Origin of the sequence: Pseudotamlana agarivorans (assembly GCF_001642835.1) — a bacterium.
Taxonomy (GTDB): domain Bacteria; phylum Bacteroidota; class Bacteroidia; order Flavobacteriales; family Flavobacteriaceae; genus Pseudotamlana; species Pseudotamlana agarivorans.
On record NZ_LXEI01000004.1, the window covers coordinates 26,728 to 44,749 of the forward strand.

Consider the following 18,022-nt stretch of genomic DNA (forward strand, 5'->3'; position numbering starts at 1 on the left):
AGTATGCGTTTATTTCTAATGAAAATCTTTAAGTTAAGATTATAATACACAAACTATAATTAAAAAATGAACAAACAAAATGATCAGCAAGCAGCAGATAATATTAGAGCATTAGCTGTTGCTATGGTAGAAAAAGCGAAATCAGGTCACCCAGGTGGCCCTATGGGTGGTGCAGATTTTATGCACATTTTATACTCTGAATTTTTTAATTATGACCCTACAGATATGGAGTGGCCGTTTAGAGACCGTTTCTTTATGGATGCTGGTCACTTGTCTACTTTAATGTATGCACAGTATTACCTTTTAGGAAACTATGCTAAAGATGATGTTGCTAATTTCAGACAATGGGGTTCTATCACACCTGGTCACCCAGAAGTTGATGTAAAACGTGGTATTGAAAACACCTCTGGACCATTAGGGCAAGGACACACGATGGGTGTAGGAGCTGCCATTGGAGCGAAGTTTTTACAAGCTAAATTTGGCGATTGGATGAACCATAAAGTTTATGGATTTATTTCTGATGGTGGTATTCAAGAAGAAGTTTCTCAAGGTGCAGGACGTATTGCTGGACACTTAGGGTTAAGCAACTTTATCATGTTTTTCGATTCTAACGATATCCAGTTATCAACATCTACCGATGAGGTAACTACCGAAGATACGGCTATGAAATATGAGTCTTGGGGATGGAAAGTTGTTACTATCGACGGGCATAACCACGATGAAATTAGAAAAGCTTTAAAAGACGCGAATGCTGAAACTGAAAAACCAACCTTAATTATTGGTAAAACCATTATGGGTAAAGGTTGTGTAACTGCCGATGGTAGTATGTTTGAAGGTTATTGCGAATTACACGGTCAGCCAATTGGAGCTACTGGAGCCGATTACGAAAAAACATTAGAGAATTTAGGTGCAGACGTGAATAATCCTTTTGAGATTTATCCTGAAGTAGCCGATTTCTATAAAAATATCATTGCTGAAAAAACAGCTCAAGCTGCTGAAAAGAAAGCAGAAATTAATACATGGAGAGAAGCTAACCCTGCATTAGCAGAAAAATTAGACTTCTTCTTCTCTGGAGAATTACCAGAATTAGATTTTAACATTCCTCAAAAAGAAGGTTTAGCAACTAGAGCAGCGTCTTCAGCGGTTTTAGGATACCTTGCTGAAAATGTAGAAAACATGGTTGTGTCTTCTGCCGATTTATCAAATTCAGATAAAACCGATGGTTTCTTAAAGAAAACTCACGCGATGAAAAAAGGTGATTTTTCAGGAGCCTTTTTACAGGCTGGTGTAGCCGAGTTAACTATGGCTTGTATCGCAAACGGATTGGCTTTACACGGTGGTATCATTCCAGTTGTTGCAACGTTCTTCGTGTTTTCAGATTATATGAAACCAGCCATTCGTTTAAGTGGTATTCAAGAATTGGGTGTTAAATATGTATGGACACACGATGCCTTTAGAGTAGGTGAAGATGGTCCAACACACCAACCAATCGAGCAAGAAGCGCAAATTCGTTTACTTGAAAAATTAAAAAATCACAGCGGAAACCCAAGTTTCTTAGCGTTACGTCCTGCCGATTCAGCAGAAACAAACGTAGCTTGGAAAATGGCGCTAGAAAATAAAAATACACCTACAGGTTTAATCCTTTCTAGACAAGGTATTAAAGATGTGCCTGCACAAGGTGAGTCAAGATACCAAGAGGCTTTAGCTGCCGAAAAAGGTGGGTATTTAGTGAAAGAAGTTGAAAACCCAGATGTGGTGCTTATCGCAAACGGTTCTGAGGTTTCTACTTTATTAGCTGCCGCTGAAATTTTAGAAGCTGAAAAAGGCTTAAAAGTAAACATCGCTTCTGTAATTTCTGAAGGTGTTTTCAGATTACAATCTAAAGCATACCAAAACAGCGTTATCCCACAAGACAAACCATTATTTGGTTTAACAGCTGGTTTACCGGTGAACTTAGAAGGTCTTGTTGGTGCTAATGGAAAAGTATTTGGAGTCGATCATTTCGGTTACTCTGCTCCTGCAGGTGTATTGGACGAGAAATTCGGATTCACAGGCGAAAAAGTAAGCAACGAAGTATTAGAATATTTAAAAACAGCATACAAAACTGCATAATTATGAAATTTTTTATTGATACAGCAAACCTTGATGATATCGCTGAAGCACAGGCTTTAGGTGTTTTAGATGGGGTAACAACAAACCCGTCTTTAATGGCGAAAGAAGGTATTACAGGTGCTGAAAATATTTTAGCACACTATACAAAAATCTGTGATATTGTTGACGGTGATGTTAGTGCCGAGGTCATTTCAACCGATTTTGAAGGTATGGTAAAAGAAGGTGAAGCCCTTGCTGCTTTACACCCACAAATCGTGGTAAAACTTCCTTTAATTGCCGATGGTATTAAAGCTTGTAAATATTTCTCAGATAAAGGCATTAGAACGAACGTAACTTTAGTATTCTCTGCTGGTCAAGCTTTATTGGCTGCAAAAGCAGGTGCTACTTATGTGTCGCCATTTATTGGTCGTTTGGATGATATTTCTACAGACGGTTTAAACCTTATTGCAGAAATCAGACAGATTTACGATAACTACGGTTTCGAAACTCAAATTTTAGCAGCTTCAGTACGTCACACGATGCACGTTATTGATTGCGCAAAATTAGGATCTGATGTGATGACAGGACCATTATCGTCTATTAAAGGATTATTAAAACACCCTTTAACCGATATCGGTTTAGCGAAATTCTTAGAAGATTACAAAAAAGGAAACTAGGCTCTTAGTTCTTTTTTGACGATATAAAGCTTCTCATTTCAAGATGATTTCTTGAATTTGAGAAGCTTTTTCTATTTAAAAGTATTATTTTGGCAGCCCGTAAAAAGTAAGAATACTTTTTCTTTAACTGTAAGTAATATTAAAACTTAAGTATACGTAAATGAATCCAAAAACTACCCTAACCTTAACTCTGTGTTTATTTGTATTGACAGTGATTGGTCAGCAAACCAATCATTTTAAAAGTCATCAAAATGAAGAGGATTTGTTTGAAACCAATTTGGAAAGTTTGGAATATCAACTTCAAAATAAAGCAACCACCAATGGCAGTTTAGCTAATAAAAGCATTAAATATTCTAAAACAGAGGGATCTAAAAACATTGAAAACACATCGTTATTAGATTCTGTAGTTAGTTATTATTTTTCCAGTGAGATAGATTCTATTCCATCTGGAAAAACCGTATATGTTTACGAGGCTGGAAATGATCAAGCCATAGAAAAAGTAACATATAATTGGGATTCGAATTTAGATGTATGGGGTGTTGTTAGAAAATCTGAATATGATTACGACGTTTACAAAAATGAGGAAGCTCATTTTTTTTGGGATGCCACTATAAGTGAATGGGTTGGAGATTTTAAGCGTGAGTATTATTTAGATGATAATCAAAACCATACATCTGTTGTTTGGAGTAACTGGGATGCGAATACTAGAGATTGGTTAGTTTCTTCAAAGTACGATTCTACATTCGATGCTAATAATAATATAATTTCGTCAATCAGTAGTGGTTGGGATTCAACTCTAAACGATTGGAGTCTTAATACTAAAACTGAGTATGTATACAATGCTAATAATGATGTTGTTCAGCGTTCACTTTATAATTGGGATTCAGATACAAATATTTGGGATGTATATACCAGAAAAGAATATGATTATGATAATCGTGGAAATGCAATTTTAATTGTGACCTATGATTTTAATTTTAATAATTGGTACGGGTATGTAAAGGAAGAATACGCTTTTGATATGAACAATAATATGATTTCTGAATTACGACACTACTGGAACTACGATTTTAACGATTGGGAGCTACAACGTTCTAAGGTTTATACTTATGATGCTGATGGAAACATAATGCAGGAAATACGCTATAGGCTCGACCCGAGTACTGGAACTTTTGTTGAGACGTATAGATGGGATACGCATTATGATATTGAAGACATCGTAGTTGTTGAGAGTTACTTTTGGGATTCTAATATTAGTGCGTGGGTGTTAACCCGTAAAGAGTTTTCTTATTATAGCAAGAAAAATGCGCTTAGTACAAAAACAGATTCGGCTATTGCAGGAGTAATTCTTTACCCTAATCCGACTTCAGATTTTGTAACGATTAAAACCAATACAAACACGGCGTCTGTAACTTTAGATTTATTTGATCTTTCCGGAAGAAAAATCTACCATAGTGAAGAGATTAATAAGGCACTAAACTTGAAATCTGTACCTTCAGGACAGTACATTTATCGTTTAAAAATAAATGACCAACAGAAAACAGGAAAATTAATCAAGCGATAATCAGTTTACGAATAATGAATATTAAAGCTTCTCTTTTCAAGATAGTTTCTTGAAAAGAGAAGCTTTTTTGTTTGAATGTGTTAAATTGGCTACCTATTAAACTAAATTAAATGAGCCAAAAAATTCTCCTAACCTTAATCTGTTGTTTGTTCGTATTGACGGTGATTGGTCAGCAAACAAATCATCTTAAAAGTCATCAAAATGAACAAGCTTTGCTTAAAACCAATTTGGAAAGTTTGGAATATCAATTTCAAAATAAAGCAACTAACAATGGCAGTTTAGCTAACAAAAGCATTAAATATTCTAAAACAGAGGCATCTAAAAACATTGAAAATACGTCGTTACGAGATTCTGTAGTGAGTTATCATTTTTCCAGTGAGATAGATTCGATTCCATTCACAAAAACAGGATATGTTTACGAGGTAGGAAATGATCAAGCCATAGAAATAATAACATATAATTGGGATAAAGTCACAAATAACTGGGTAAATGATGATAAAGTTGAATATGAATATGATGAAAAAGGGAATGTTTTGAACACGAGGTATTTATATTGGGATTCGAATTTAGATGTATGGGTTTTTAACAGAAAATATGAATTTGATTACGACCTTTACAAAAATGAGGAAATTTCTTCTTTTTGGGACACCACTATAAATAATTGGGTTAGAGATTTTAAGGGTGAATATTACTTGGACGATAACCAAAACCAAACATCTCTTGTTTGGTATAATTGGGATGCGAGTACTGTAGATTGGTTAGTTACTTCAAAGTACGATTCTACATTCGATGCTAATAATAATAGAATTTCTTCAACCGGTAGTGGTTGGGATTCAACTCTAAACGATTGGAGTATAACGGTTAAAACGGAGTATGTATATAATGCAAATAATGATGTTGTTCAGCGGGTTAGTTATGGTTGGGATTCAGATACAAATACTTGGGGGTTAGTACGTAGAGAAGAGTATGATTATGATAATCGTGGAAATAAAATTTTAAGTGAGACCTATGATTTTCAGAATAATAATTGGTACGGGTATCGAAAGGTAGAATATGCCTATGATATGAATGATAATTGGACTTCACAATTACGTTACGATTGGAACTTCGATATCAATGATTGGGAACTTATACGTGAAAGGGTTTATACTTATGATGATGAAGGAAACCTAACGCACATACTCTATACGCCCGATATAAGTACTGGAACTTTTGTTGAGACAAATAGATGGGATACGCGATATGATATTCAAGATATGATCATTTATGAGAGCTACAATTGGGATTCTAATGCCAGTGCGTGGGAGATCACTCGCAAAGATTTTACTTATTTTAGTAAGAAAAATGCGCTTAGTACAAAAGCAGATTCGGCTATTTCAGGAGTAATTCTTTACCCTAATCCTACTTCAGATTTTGTAACGATTAAAACCGATAAAAACACCGCGTCTATAACTTTAGATTTGTTTGATCTCTCAGGGAGAAAAATCTACCATAGTGAAGTGATTAATAAAACACTAAACCTGAAAACTGTAGCGTCAGGAAAGTACATTTATCGTTTAAAAATAAATGACCAACAGCAAACAGGAAAATTAATCAAGCGATAATCAGTTTGTGATTAATGAATATTAAAGCTTCTCTTTTCAGGATATGTTCTTGAAAAGGGAAGCTTTTTCTTTTTAAGATTTTTATGACCGCCATTGACAGCATAACAGATTCACAGTTTTTGTTTGTAAATTTATAGTCTATTTGAAATGTGGTTTTGGCGTCTTAAAGAAAGTTTTTAGCCTTATTTACGACTATTATCACCTTTGAAACTAATAAATTCTAATGAAACGAGCACTTATATGTTAACATGGAAAGATATTATGCATTTTGCAGTGAATGGCAATCCCACTCCTAATAAACGCGTTGAAAAAAGTGAAGCCGAATGGCTAGAAGAACTAACGCCAGAACAATACAGAATTACAAGGCAAAAAGGCACCGAGCGTGCGCATAGTGGCGATTTGTGTACCGCGTACGACGAAGGCAAATACAATTGTGTGTGTTGCGATGCACCCCTGTTCGATTCTACTATAAAATTTAGTTCAGGAACCGGTTGGCCAAGTTTTACACAGCCTATTACTGAAAATGCTATTAAATACGAAAAAGACACCACTTATGGAATGGTACGGGTGGAGGTGATGTGTAATGTGTGTGATGCGCATTTGGGACATGTTTTTCCTGACGGACCAGAACCTAGCGGATTGCGTTATTGCATCAATTCGGAGTCTATGATTTTAGAAAAAGAGAACGTATGAGTAATATACAAGTAGCAACTGTAGGTGGCGGCTGTTTTTGGTGTACCGAAGCCGTTTTTCAGGAAGTAAAAGGGGTGGAAAAAGTGGTTTCAGGTTATTCGGGAGGAACTGTGCCTGGGCATCCTACCTATCGGGAGATTTGTTCCGGATTAACAGGACACGCCGAAGTGATTCAAATTACTTTTGATGCTGATGTGATTTCGTATCAAGACCTTTTAATTATTTTTATGACCACCCACGATCCTACAACACTAAATCAGCAAGGAGCCGATCGTGGAACGCAATACCGTTCGGTGATTTATTTTCACGATGAAAAACAAGAGCAAATTGCGAAAAATGTGGTCGCCGAAATAAGCAGCTATTATGAAAAGCCTATTGTGACTGAAATTTCACCTTTAGCTATTTTTTACGAAGCTGAAGCTGAACATCAAAATTATTACCGCACGCATCCCACGCAAGGTTATTGTAGTTTTGTAATCACACCAAAACTAACGAAACTCCGAAAATTACATTCGGATAAATTAAAAGCATGAAACTAAATATAAACGACAAATTCACCAAAGAATTACCGGCAGATCCTATTCTGGAAAACAGCAGAAGACAGGTTGAAAAAGCCTGTTTTTCATATGTGACACCTAAAAGAACAGCACAGCCAGAAACGCTTCATGTGTCTCCTGAAATGCTTGCCAATCTCGGACTTTCAAAAGAAGACAGTATATCAGAAGTCTTTTTAAACGTATTTACTGGAAATGAAGTTTTACCAAACACAACTCCATACGCCATGTGTTATGGCGGCTATCAGTTTGGAAATTGGGCAGGGCAATTGGGTGATGGTCGTGCTATAAATTTATGCGAAGTAACCCATGAAAATAAAAACTGGGCATTACAATTAAAAGGATCAGGTGAAACACCTTATTCAAGAACGGCCGATGGTTTGGCGGTATTACGCTCGTCTATTCGTGAGTATTTATGTAGTGAAGCCATGTTTCATTTGGGGGTGCCTACTACTAGAGTTTTATCTTTGGCTTTGTCGGGCGACCAAGTGTTGCGCGATGTGTTGTATAATGGCAATCCCGAATACGAGAAAGGTGCCATAGTTTGTCGTACTGCCGAGTCATTTTTACGCTTTGGAAACTATCAAATATTCGCTGCAAGACAAGACCATAAAACACTTAAAACTTTAGTCGATTACACCATAAAACATCATTTTTCCCATTTAGGAAATCCGTCGAAGGACACCTATTTAGCATTTTTTAATGAAGTGACTCAGCGTACACTTGACATGATAATTCATTGGCAACGGGTTGGTTTTGTACATGGTGTAATGAATACCGATAATATGTCTATTCTAGGACTAACCATAGATTACGGTCCTTACGGCTGGTTAGAGGGCTTTGATTTTGGGTGGACCCCTAACACCACCGACAGACAACATAAACGTTACCGTTTTGGTAATCAGCCCAATATGGGACTTTGGAATTTGTTGCAACTTGCCAATGCACTTTATCCGTTAATTGAAGATGTTCCGGCTCTAGAAGCGATATTAAATACTTATCAAACCAATTTTGAAGGGGAGTCCTTAAAGATGATGCGCTCAAAATTAGGATTGCTAAAAGAAGTCGATTCCGATCTTTCATTGATTCAAGATTTAGAAGATGTGCTTCACCTCACGGAAACCGATATGACAATTTTCTTCCGATTGTTAGCCAATTTTAATGCTGAAAAAGCTGATGAAGGTTTCAAGGTAATTTCAGAAGCCTTTTATACGCCTGATACCATTTCTGAAACTATTAAAACCCGATGGCACCAATGGTTTGAAAGTTATGCTGAGCGTTTAAAATTGGAGTCTGTTTCTTCATCCGAAAGGAAAGAAAAAATGAATGGCGTAAATCCGAAATACGTATTACGAAATTACATGGCACAATTAGCTATTGATGATGCCGATAAAGGTGATTATAAATTAATTGACGAATTATTTCAGCTTTTAAAACAGCCTTACGCCGAGCAGCCCGAAAACGAAAAATGGTTTGCCAAACGGCCAGAATGGGCACGTAATAAAGTAGGTTGTTCGATGTTGTCTTGTAGCTCTTAAAATGAAATTGCTCCAGAAAATAGCTTTGGGCGGAGGTTGTCATTGGTGTACCGAAGCCGTGTTTCAATCACTTATTGGGGTTGAAAAAGTAGAACAAGGTTATGTAGCTTCTGTAGATGTTAATGCCTCATTTTCCGAAGCGGTGATTGTACATTTTAATAATGAGGTCATTCCGCTTCAAACTTTAATCGAAATTCATTTATACACGCATAAAAGCACCTCAAATCATAGTAGGCGAAACACATACCGTTCGGCTGTTTATGTGTTTTCAGAGGAACAGCATCAGCAAGCTTTAGAAATTTTAGAAGATTTTCAAATACAATTTGAAAACAAACTAATCACACAGGTGCTTCCGTTTGAGGCTTTTGAAGCTTCACGAGCAGCCATTCAAAATTACTATTACACAAATCCGCAGAAACCCTTTTGCAAACAATTTATAAATCCGAAATTACAGCTCTTATTACAGCAGTTTTCAGCCAATACGAGAACGGCTCAATTAAATCATTTAAAATCTTAAAAATCCTTTAGTATTATCAAAACATCAGTTACAAAAATAGGGTTAGGTTTAGCAGCTTTGGGCAGACCAGAATATATTAATATTAGAACAAATCAAGATATTGATAAATCGGAAACAGCCTTTAAAAACACAACATTTTCGGTGTTAAATGAAGCTTACAAGTTAGGAGTGCGCTATTTTGATACCGCACCATCGTATGGGAAAGGTGAAGCTTTTTTGCAAGAATGGGACGCCTTGACTAATCATGAAGATGTTATTTTAGGAACCAAATGGGGGTATACTTATGTGGCCAATTGGCAATTAGGTTATCCTGGTAAGCATGAAATCAAAGAGCATTCTTTAGAGAAGTTATTAGAGCAGTGGGGAGTTTCAAAAAAAATGCTTCCCCATTTAAAATATTACCAAGTGCATTCGGCGACTTTTGATAGTGGTATTTTAGAAAATCAAAGTGTTCTAGATGCATTACTCCGAATTAAAGAAGAAACGGGGCTGCACATCGGCATTACAACCAGTGGTGAAAATCAAAAAGAGGTCATTTCCGAAGCTTTAAAAATTGAAGTGAGTGGTAATCTTTTATTTGATAGTTTTCAAGTGTCTTTTAATGTGTTTGAACAATCAACATACCACGTTTTAAAAGCGGTGATGGAAAGAGGGAAGGCAGTGATTATCAAGGAAGCGTTGGCAAACGGCCGTGTTTTTGAAAGTAATGAATTTCCAAAATATAAAGTTGCTTACGGTGTTTTAAAACAACTTTCGGAGCAATACCAAGTTGGTGTAGATGCCATTGCTTTACGCTTTGTTATGGATTATTTACAACCAGATTATGTGCTCAGTGGGGCGTCAAATGTTCAGCAATTAAAGGCGAATTTGAAGGCAAACGATTTTAAATTGGATACCACTGTGATCGATTTACTTAAAAGTATAAAAGTGTCACCAAGTTTTTATTGGGAAGAGCGAAGCGCATTAGACTGGAATTAAAACGTGATTGTGTTTTAATGATAAACTCATAAATAAGGTATTTGGCGTTAGGCCCTTCAGTAAATCGTAGTAATTTTAAATTTGAACGATTTTAATAGGTAAATCTTCTGTAAAGTTTGCTGGTTTTCTATTTGTGTTAATTCATAGTACTGGTCTTTAGAGGGTTAAATATACTATAATGATGAGTGCCATGTTAGAAAATAACAAGATTTGTTGTAGTTTTAAGCGAGAAGACCGTATTTAATTTCATTTAAAAACTAAATTTCAGGAATCTGTTAGCAAAACATTCTAATAGCCGCCTATTATTTAATAGATTTACTGCGAAAAAGAAGAATTAGCCATGACTACTGTTGATGATTTATTGAAACTTTTGGTTTTAGAAAAGGTTAATGATTATGTGTTTAATGGCATAAGTAAAACTATTGGGAGTCCGATTGTTTTTGGTGGTCAAGTTCTGGCTCAGGCTATTAATGCTGCAAGTCGTACGGTATCTAGCCAAAGAAGTTTACATTCCATGCATGCTTATTTTTTAGAGGCTGGAAATCTGGATTACCCCATTACCTATAACGTTACTGTAGTTAGAGATGGTGGTAGCTTTTCGGTACGTCGGGTTACGGCACACCAAAATGAAAATACCATATTTATTCTGGCAGCATCTTTTCATATTGATGAGCCAGGTTATAGCCATCAAATCGAAATGAAATCAGGTTTAAAACAGCCTGAAGCGTTATTGAGTTGGACCGATATTTTAAACCAGTTTGGTGATTATTTACCTAAGGGATTGAAGGCCTTTTTTGAAGTTGATCGTCCTATAGAATTTAAGCCTACCGAAATTGGTAACCCTTTAGAAAGAAAAGATTTACCACCATTTAGTGATGTGTGGTTCAAATTAAAAGGTGATGCTAAAAATTTAGATTTAGCCACAAAACAGCAAATTTTAACGTATATTTCAGATTATAATATTTTAGTGTCTGCTCTTAATCCGCATGCCAGTAAAGCGCATTGGGGCAATACACAAACGGCTAGTTTAGACCATTCGATGTGGTATTTTAGAGACTTTGATTTTAACGATTGGATGTTGTTTTCAATAGAATCGCCCAGCTCTGCAAGTGCTAGAGGCTTTGCAAGAGGAAATATTTTCACGCGTGATGGTAAATTAATAGCCTCGGTAGCACAAGAAGGTTTAATGCGTCCAATTGAAAAAAAATGACAAACAAAGTATTGAAAATAGGGCATCGCGGAGCCAAAGGTCACCTTGCCGAAAACACATTAGAATCCATTAAAAAAGCCTTAGACTTAAAAGTTGATGGCATCGAAATCGATGTGCATCGCTGTGCCTCAGGTGAATTGGTGGTTTTTCACGATTTTACCCTAAACCGCGTTACCGATGGTTTCGGAGAAATTTCTAAACACACTCTAAACAATCTTAAGAAAGTTAAAGTTAAAGGCCGCTATCAAATTGCAACCTTGTCGCAGGTGCTTACTTTGGTTGACAATAAATGCTTGTTGAATATTGAGCTAAAAGGTCAGGATACAGCAAAAGAAGCCTGCCGTCTTATTACATTTTTTGTTGATAAAAAAGGATGGGATTACAGCAATATTATTGTGTCTAGTTTTCAATTTGATTTGTTAGAAGAAGTTTTTGAAATAAATAAAAACATACCGCTTGGTGTGCTTACTAATACCAATTTGGAAGAAGCTGTCAACTTCGCGAAACAGATAAACGCCACATCTATTCATCCCAATTACACCATGCTAACTCCCGAAAATGTGGAAGAATTGCGTCAGGATTTCAAGATTATTGCCTATACCGTGAATAACTTAAAACCTATTGAACGTATGATTGAATATGGTGTTAGCGGGATTATTTCTGATTATCCAGATAGAATATGATCAAAAAGGATGTCATAATTATTGGTGGCGGAGCTGCAGGTTTTTTCGCAGCCATTAATATTGCTGAAAACAATCCTCAATTGCAAGTTGCTATTTTAGAACGAGCAAAAGAAGGCTTAGCTAAAGTTAAGGTTTCTGGTGGTGGACGCTGCAATGTTACCCACGCCGAATTTATGCCTTCAGAATTGATTAAAAATTATCCTCGCGGGGAGAAAGAACTCCTTGGTCCTTTTCATCAATTTATGACGGGTGATACCATCGCTTGGTTTGAAGAGCGTGGCGTAGAGCTAAAAATTGAGGATGACGGCCGCATGTTTCCGGTTTCAAATTCGTCACAAACTATTATCGATTGCTTTTTAAGTGAAGCCCAGAAACACGGGGTGGATATCTTGTATAATCAACCTGTAAAATCGATAGAAAAAGAAGGTGATGCTTTTGTTATTCAAACTTCCGATAGCCGTTTTACTTCAAATAAAATATTGGTGGCAACAGGAAGCAATCCGAAAATATGGAAAATTTTAGAGGGTTTGGGGCATAGTGTTTCCGAACCGGTTCCTTCCTTATTTACTTTTAATATTAAAGATGAGCGCATACAGGATATTCCTGGTGTTGTGGCTTTAAATGTAGAGGTAAAAGTTTTAGGAACCAACCTGTGGAGTGAAGGGCCGTTGCTTATTACACACTGGGGTATGAGTGCGCCTTCGATTTTAAAATTGTCAGCCTTCGGAGCATTAGAGTTAGCCAAACGCGATTATAAATTTCAAATAGAAATTAACTTTATAAAGCAATCTTTTGAAGCCGCTTTAGATGTTTTAAAGGACCTGAAACAAACCATGCCTAAAAAAACGGTATTTAAATCTACGCAGTTTGATTTGCCTAAGCGACTATGGCATAAATTGGTTTTAGCATCAGAAATGTCAGAGACTACACGCTGGGCAGATTTAAATAAAATGCAATTAGAAGCCTTAGCAAAACAACTAACTTCTGCCGTGTTTAACGTAGATGGAAAAAGTACGTTTAAAGAGGAGTTTGTTACCGCTGGAGGTGTCAATCTAAAAGAAGTAAATTTTAAAACTTTTGAGAGTAAGTATGTTGAAAACCTTTATTTCGCAGGTGAAGTTTTAAATATCGATGCCGTTACAGGCGGATTTAATTTCCAAAATGCTTGGACTGGAGCTTTCATTGCTGCACGAGATATAGCAAAGTCCATTTAAACAATCATAGAACAGAATTTTTCACAACAGTTTCCACTCTAGTAAGAGGGGGGTTAAGGGGTGTGTCTTTAAAAAAAAGTATAAAATCTATTTATAGTTAATATATTTTGTATATATTTAGTATATATAATTAATGTGCCATGGGAAAGACGAAAAAACTTATTGAATTAGACGATAAAGCTATTGAGATTCTAGAAAAGCAAGCCAAGCTCGAAAAGCGCTCGTTAAAAAATTATATAGAATATACTTTAGAGGAGCAAGCTGTGCGTTTTAGTGAACCTTCCGAAGCCTATAAGGCGATGATGGATGATATGATTAGCCGAGATGAAAAAGGGGCTTTAAAAACACATTCTTGGGAGGATATTAAAGCGCAATATGGCAGATAAACATATTGAGTTTTCTGAAGAAGCAAGGATTGAATTTCATAAAGCAAAATGTTATATGGAGTTCACGGGTAAAGCGAACGAATTTTGGGTAGATGTTGAGCGACAACTTAATTTAATCGCCGATTATTCTGAAGCATTTCAAGTGCGTTACAAAAATATTCGAATCGTGCCATTAGAACGATTTCATTACACTATTCATTATGTGGCAAAGCCTTACGGGGTTTTAGTCTATCGTTTTCTCAACCAAAAACAAGATTTTTAAATGAAAACCTATATCGCCCTTTTAAGAGGGATTAATGTAAGCGGACAAAAGAAAATTCCCATGGCTGAACTTTGTGAGTTGCTTTCTGGGATTGGGTTAGAAAACGTTCAAACCTATATTCAAAGTGGGAATGTATTGTTTCAATCTTCCGAAGAAAACCTTCAAAAATTAGAATTAAAAATACATCAAGCGATTAAATCACATTTTGGTTTTGATGTGCCTGTTTTAATAAAAACTCATGACGACCTTCAAAGTATTTTTGATGGGTGTCCTTTTTCCGAAGAAAAAAAGAAAAACAGTTATTTTACATTTTTATTTGAGTCGCCAAAACAGGAAGCCATTGAAGCTGTTGCAGGATTAAGTTTTACTAATGAGGAATTTATAATTACTCCAGAATGTATTTATTTCTATAGTGCCATAGGTTACGGTAAGGCAAAATGTAGTAACAATTTCTTTGAACGTAAACTCAAAATAACAGCCACCGCCAGAAATTATAAAACGATGGTTAAGCTTTTAGCTTTGTCTGAAGCTAATTAAAAAGTCCACCAGATATTTCCTTACTTTTGCCAAGCAAAATCCGTTTTACTGAACATTATAACATGACAGAAAATAATTTTATACCTAAACCATATACAAACCCTATTGAAAAAGGCGCTTTTACATGGTCGTCGCCAAGTAATATCGCATTAGTAAAATATTGGGGTAAAAAGAAAGATCAGATTCCTGAAAATCCGTCTATCAGTTTTACTTTAAATAATTGTAAAACGACTACGACTTTAAGTTTTTCAAAAAAAGCTGATAAGGAAGCCTTTTCATTTGAGGTGTATTTGGATGGTGAAAAAAAAGAGAGTTTTAAATCTAAAATAGAAACTTTTTTTAATCGTGTTGAGGTGTATTTACCATTTTTAAAAGCCTATCATTTTAAAATTGAAACGTCTAATACTTTTCCGCATAGTTCGGGAATTGCGTCTTCAGCTTCAGGAATGAGTGCTTTGGCCTTGTGTTTAATGAGTGTTGAAAAGGCATTAATGGGTGCTAATGATGCTTCGAGCGCAGTCGAGTATTCTCAATACGAAACTTATTTCATTCAAAAGGCCTCGTTTTTAGCCCGTTTGGGTTCCGGATCTGCTTGTAGAAGTCTAGAAGGTGATTTGGTAGTGTGGGGGCAACATGAGTCTATTGAAGGGAGTTCTGATTTGTTTGGCGTGAAATTTCCACATCAAGTCCATGAGGCGTTTAAAAATTACCATGACACCATTTTGTTGGTGGATAAAGGTGAAAAAGTGGTGAGTAGCACGGTAGGACATAATTTGATGCACGGACACCCTTTTGCACAGGAACGTTTTAAGCAAGCCGATAAAAATTTAAAAACGATTACCGAAATTTTAAAATCGGGTGATTTAGATGCGTTTATCGCTTTGGTAGAAAGTGAAGCCTTAACGCTTCATGCTATGATGATGACCAGTATGCCTTATTTTATTCTAATGAAGCCTAATACGTTGGAAATTATCAATAAAATATGGGCGTTTCGCGCAGAAACAGGCTCTAAAGTTTGTTTTACACTAGATGCTGGTGCAAATGTTCATGTGTTGTATCCAGAACATGAAGCTGAGACAGTAAAAACGTTTATTGAAACAGAACTTGCAGATTTTTGTCAAAATAAGCAGTTTATCCATGATGCTGTCGGGATTGGAGCCTGTCAATTGATAAATAACAATTGAAAATTAACAATGAAGAGGGATAATGTTATTAAAACTAAAAGTTTTAATTTTGCAGTAAGAATTGTTAACCTGTATAGGTTCTTAATAACAGAACATAAAGAATTTGTGTTATCAAAGCAATTACTTCGTTCGGGTACCTCAATTGGTGCTAACGTTAGGGAAGCGGAACATGCTGAGAGTAAAGCGGATTTTATTCATAAACTCTCGATTTCATTAAAAGAGGCAAATGAAACGGAATATTGGCTGGATTTACTTAAGGAAACAGGCTATTTAAATAATTCTGAGTATCTTAGCCTCGAATTTGATGTTAAAGAGATATTGAAGTTGTTGACAAGTATTATTAAAACGTCAAAACTTAAGTAATTATTAATTATTAACTATCAATTGTTAATTGAAAAAGATGAAAGGACCTTTATTTTATTCTAAAATTCTACTTTTCGGCGAATACGGAATCATCAAAGATTCTAAAGGCCTATCCATTCCTTACAATTTTTATAACGGTGCTTTAAAGAAGTCTGAAAACCCTTCGGAGGCTGCTATAAAATCGAATGCGAGTTTAAAGCGCTTTGCTGAATACATTCAGAATATCGATTCTGAATTGGTGCGTTTTGATTATGCGTTGTTAAAGGAAGATGTAGATTCGGGCATGTATTTCGATTCTTCTATTCCTCAAGGATATGGCGTAGGAAGTAGCGGTGCTTTAGTGGCTGCTATTTATGATCAGTATGCCTTTGATAAAATAACCGTTCTTGAAAATCTAACTAGAGAAAAGCTATTAAAACTAAAAGCTATTTTTTCGGAAATGGAATCGTTTTTCCACGGAAAATCTTCTGGACTAGATCCTTTAAATAGCTATTTAAGCATTCCTATTTTAATAAACTCTAAAGATAATATTGAAGCTACAGGCATACCAGCACAGCAAAGTGAAGGTAAAGGCGCTGTGTTTTTAATTGATAGTGGTATTATTGGAGAAACAGCTCCTATGGTTAGTTTGTTTATGGAAAATATGAAACAAGAAGGTTTCCGTAATATGCTTAAAACCCAATTCATAAAACATACCGATGCCTGCGTAGAAGATTTCCTTAAGGGTAACGTGAAGTCTTTGTTTAAAAATACGAAGCAATTGTCTAAAATTGTTTTAAGTCATTTTAAACCGATGATTCCACAGCAGTTTCATGAACTATGGGAAAATGGTATCAATACCAATGACTACTACTTAAAACTTTGTGGCTCTGGCGGTGGTGGCTATATTCTTGGTTTTACAGAGGATATCGAAAAAGCTAAAAAATCGCTTAGTGATTATAAATTGGAGGTGGTTTATAATTTTTAAATCTTAGAGTTATTCCTAACTTTAGGCTTTCAATAAAATACTTCTCCCATGTTAAGCAGAAAACAGAAGCATATTCTACTTAAGTTTTTTAGTATGTTTTCTGTAGTGCGCGGTTATAATATTTTAATCGTAATCATAGCACAGTATTTAACGTCTATTTACATTTTGGCTCATGACAAGCCATTAAAAGAAGTCGTTTCCGATCTTAATTTGCTCATGCTGGTTTTAGCATCGTCGGCAACTATTGCTGGGGGCTATATCATTAATAATTTTTACGATTCCGAGAAAGATTTAATCAATCGACCAATTAAATCGCGCTTGGATAAATTAGTGAGTCAGAACACCAAGCTTTCCTTTTATTTTGTGCTTAATTTTTTGGCAGTCATCATGGCGAGTTATGTTTCGTTTCGAGCGGTTGTGTTCTTTTCTATTTACATTTTCGGCATTTGGTTGTATTCCCATAAGTTGAAAAAAATGCCATTTATTGGGAATTTGACTTCGGCCATACTTATGATTACGCCGTTTTTTGCCATTTTTATGTACTATAAAAACTATGAAACGGTCATTTTTGTACATGCCATTTTCTTGTTTTTAATGATTTCCATGCACGAGCTAACCAAAGATTTGGAAAATATTAAAGGAGATATTGCTCAGAATTATGTGACTATTCCAGTGGCATATGGCGAGCGCGTTTCTAAAGTGATGCTTACTATTTTAGCGTTGTTAACCTTGGTGCCATCTTACCTGTTACTCTTTAAATTTGATGTTGGTCACATGGATATGTTTTTCTATTTGAGCATATTTTTACTTTTAATATTCTTGTTTTTGTTGTGGAAATCTAAAGCGAAATTACATTACTTAATCCTTCATAATATTCTAAAGCTCATTATTCTAGCAGGAGTGTTCAGTATTTTGCTAATTGATGTGCATGTGATATTGAATCGGATTTAGTATCGGATTTCAAAGCTATATTGGTTAAATTTTTTTACAAAAAATAAAA

At 35.6% G+C, this 18,022-nt stretch carries 19 protein-coding genes; all 19 read left to right on the forward strand.

Annotated features, from left to right (window positions below; all coding sequences use genetic code 11):
- Positions 1-66 precede the first annotated feature (66 nt).
- The gene (locus tag A6I66_RS07190; RefSeq protein ID WP_067147138.1) at positions 67-2,112 is read left to right on the forward strand and encodes a transketolase family protein; all 2,046 of its coding nucleotides are present in this window, start codon (positions 67-69) and stop codon (positions 2,110-2,112) included.
- A 2-nt stretch (positions 2,113-2,114) separates the two neighbouring features.
- Positions 2,115-2,768, forward strand: a complete 654-nt coding sequence (gene fsa, locus A6I66_RS07195) for a fructose-6-phosphate aldolase (RefSeq protein WP_067147140.1) — start codon at positions 2,115-2,117, stop codon at positions 2,766-2,768.
- Between the two features lie 160 nt (positions 2,769-2,928).
- Positions 2,929-4,332: a T9SS type A sorting domain-containing protein gene (locus A6I66_RS07200; RefSeq protein ID WP_067147142.1), complete on the forward strand. Its 1,404-nt coding sequence runs from the start codon at positions 2,929-2,931 to the stop codon at positions 4,330-4,332.
- A gap of 110 nt (positions 4,333-4,442) precedes the next feature.
- Entirely contained in the window at positions 4,443-5,936 is a 1,494-nt protein-coding gene (locus A6I66_RS07205; protein ID WP_084399552.1) for a T9SS type A sorting domain-containing protein, read from the forward strand.
- 240 nt (positions 5,937-6,176) lie between these two features.
- Entirely contained in the window at positions 6,177-6,629 is a 453-nt protein-coding gene (msrB, locus tag A6I66_RS07210) for a peptide-methionine (R)-S-oxide reductase MsrB (protein ID WP_067147146.1), read from the forward strand.
- Positions 6,626-7,162 (forward strand): peptide-methionine (S)-S-oxide reductase MsrA, encoded by a 537-nt coding sequence (msrA, locus tag A6I66_RS07215; protein WP_067147148.1) that lies wholly within the window; start codon positions 6,626-6,628, stop codon positions 7,160-7,162. The genes msrB and msrA overlap by 4 nt, the downstream gene beginning before the upstream one ends.
- Positions 7,159-8,721: a protein adenylyltransferase SelO gene (locus A6I66_RS07220; protein ID WP_067147150.1), complete on the forward strand. Its 1,563-nt coding sequence runs from the start codon at positions 7,159-7,161 to the stop codon at positions 8,719-8,721. Before msrA ends, A6I66_RS07220 begins: the two co-directional genes overlap by 4 nt.
- A 1-nt stretch (position 8,722) precedes the next feature.
- Positions 8,723-9,238, forward strand: a complete 516-nt coding sequence (locus tag A6I66_RS07225; RefSeq protein WP_067147151.1) for a peptide-methionine (S)-S-oxide reductase — start codon at positions 8,723-8,725, stop codon at positions 9,236-9,238.
- A gap of 36 nt (positions 9,239-9,274) precedes the next feature.
- Positions 9,275-10,216, forward strand: coding sequence for an aldo/keto reductase (locus tag A6I66_RS07230; protein ID WP_317047673.1), 942 nt, complete (start codon positions 9,275-9,277; stop codon positions 10,214-10,216).
- Between the two features lie 340 nt (positions 10,217-10,556).
- Entirely contained in the window at positions 10,557-11,426 is an 870-nt protein-coding gene (locus tag A6I66_RS07235; RefSeq protein WP_067147156.1) for an acyl-CoA thioesterase, read from the forward strand.
- Positions 11,423-12,109: a glycerophosphodiester phosphodiesterase gene (locus A6I66_RS07240; RefSeq protein WP_067147157.1), complete on the forward strand. Its 687-nt coding sequence runs from the start codon at positions 11,423-11,425 to the stop codon at positions 12,107-12,109. Before A6I66_RS07235 ends, A6I66_RS07240 begins: the two co-directional genes overlap by 4 nt.
- Complete coding sequence (locus A6I66_RS07245; RefSeq protein ID WP_067147159.1) at positions 12,106-13,323, forward strand: BaiN/RdsA family NAD(P)/FAD-dependent oxidoreductase; 1,218 nt, start codon at positions 12,106-12,108, stop codon at positions 13,321-13,323. Before A6I66_RS07240 ends, A6I66_RS07245 begins: the two co-directional genes overlap by 4 nt.
- 140 nt (positions 13,324-13,463) lie before the next feature.
- Complete coding sequence (locus A6I66_RS07250) at positions 13,464-13,709, forward strand: hypothetical protein (protein WP_067147161.1); 246 nt, start codon at positions 13,464-13,466, stop codon at positions 13,707-13,709.
- Positions 13,699-13,971 carry a hypothetical protein gene (locus A6I66_RS07255; RefSeq protein WP_067147163.1) on the forward strand — a complete coding sequence of 91 codons (273 nt, stop codon included), beginning with the start codon at positions 13,699-13,701 and terminating at the stop codon, positions 13,969-13,971. Before A6I66_RS07250 ends, A6I66_RS07255 begins: the two co-directional genes overlap by 11 nt.
- A complete protein-coding gene (locus A6I66_RS07260) occupies positions 13,972-14,508 on the forward strand; it encodes a DUF1697 domain-containing protein (protein WP_067147165.1) in 537 nt (178 codons plus the stop codon).
- Between the two features lie 62 nt (positions 14,509-14,570).
- Entirely contained in the window at positions 14,571-15,692 is a 1,122-nt protein-coding gene (locus A6I66_RS07265) for a diphosphomevalonate/mevalonate 3,5-bisphosphate decarboxylase family protein (protein ID WP_067147166.1), read from the forward strand.
- 9 nt (positions 15,693-15,701) lie between these two features.
- Positions 15,702-16,055, forward strand: coding sequence for a four helix bundle protein (locus A6I66_RS07270; protein ID WP_067147168.1), 354 nt, complete (start codon positions 15,702-15,704; stop codon positions 16,053-16,055).
- A gap of 37 nt (positions 16,056-16,092) precedes the next feature.
- Entirely contained in the window at positions 16,093-17,022 is a 930-nt protein-coding gene (locus tag A6I66_RS07275; RefSeq protein ID WP_067147170.1) for a mevalonate kinase family protein, read from the forward strand.
- Positions 17,023-17,070: 48 nt separating this feature from the next.
- The gene (locus A6I66_RS07280; RefSeq protein ID WP_067147174.1) at positions 17,071-17,973 is read left to right on the forward strand and encodes a geranylgeranylglycerol-phosphate geranylgeranyltransferase; all 903 of its coding nucleotides are present in this window, start codon (positions 17,071-17,073) and stop codon (positions 17,971-17,973) included.
- The last annotated feature ends 49 nt before the right edge of the window (positions 17,974-18,022 follow it).

Excerpts from the sequence above, each read along its gene's own strand:
- A6I66_RS07190 (WP_067147138.1), top strand. The coding sequence starts at position 67 with ATGAACAAACAAAATGATCAGCAAGCAGCAGATAATATTAGAGCATTA.
- fsa (WP_067147140.1), top strand. The coding sequence starts at position 2,115 with ATGAAATTTTTTATTGATACAGCAAACCTTGATGATATCGCTGAAGCA.
- A6I66_RS07200 (WP_067147142.1), top strand. The coding sequence starts at position 2,929 with ATGAATCCAAAAACTACCCTAACCTTAACTCTGTGTTTATTTGTATTG.
- A6I66_RS07205 (WP_084399552.1), top strand. The coding sequence starts at position 4,443 with ATGAGCCAAAAAATTCTCCTAACCTTAATCTGTTGTTTGTTCGTATTG.
- msrB (WP_067147146.1), top strand. The coding sequence starts at position 6,177 with ATGTTAACATGGAAAGATATTATGCATTTTGCAGTGAATGGCAATCCC.
- msrA (WP_067147148.1), top strand. The coding sequence starts at position 6,626 with ATGAGTAATATACAAGTAGCAACTGTAGGTGGCGGCTGTTTTTGGTGT.
- A6I66_RS07220 (WP_067147150.1), top strand. The coding sequence starts at position 7,159 with ATGAAACTAAATATAAACGACAAATTCACCAAAGAATTACCGGCAGAT.
- A6I66_RS07225 (WP_067147151.1), top strand. The coding sequence starts at position 8,723 with ATGAAATTGCTCCAGAAAATAGCTTTGGGCGGAGGTTGTCATTGGTGT.
- A6I66_RS07235 (WP_067147156.1), top strand. The coding sequence starts at position 10,557 with ATGACTACTGTTGATGATTTATTGAAACTTTTGGTTTTAGAAAAGGTT.
- A6I66_RS07240 (WP_067147157.1), top strand. The coding sequence starts at position 11,423 with ATGACAAACAAAGTATTGAAAATAGGGCATCGCGGAGCCAAAGGTCAC.
- A6I66_RS07245 (WP_067147159.1), top strand. The coding sequence starts at position 12,106 with ATGATCAAAAAGGATGTCATAATTATTGGTGGCGGAGCTGCAGGTTTT.
- A6I66_RS07250 (WP_067147161.1), top strand. The coding sequence starts at position 13,464 with ATGGGAAAGACGAAAAAACTTATTGAATTAGACGATAAAGCTATTGAG.
- A6I66_RS07255 (WP_067147163.1), top strand. The coding sequence starts at position 13,699 with ATGGCAGATAAACATATTGAGTTTTCTGAAGAAGCAAGGATTGAATTT.
- A6I66_RS07260 (WP_067147165.1), top strand. The coding sequence starts at position 13,972 with ATGAAAACCTATATCGCCCTTTTAAGAGGGATTAATGTAAGCGGACAA.
- A6I66_RS07265 (WP_067147166.1), top strand. The coding sequence starts at position 14,571 with ATGACAGAAAATAATTTTATACCTAAACCATATACAAACCCTATTGAA.
- A6I66_RS07270 (WP_067147168.1), top strand. The coding sequence starts at position 15,702 with ATGAAGAGGGATAATGTTATTAAAACTAAAAGTTTTAATTTTGCAGTA.
- A6I66_RS07275 (WP_067147170.1), top strand. The coding sequence starts at position 16,093 with ATGAAAGGACCTTTATTTTATTCTAAAATTCTACTTTTCGGCGAATAC.
- A6I66_RS07280 (WP_067147174.1), top strand. The coding sequence starts at position 17,071 with ATGTTAAGCAGAAAACAGAAGCATATTCTACTTAAGTTTTTTAGTATG.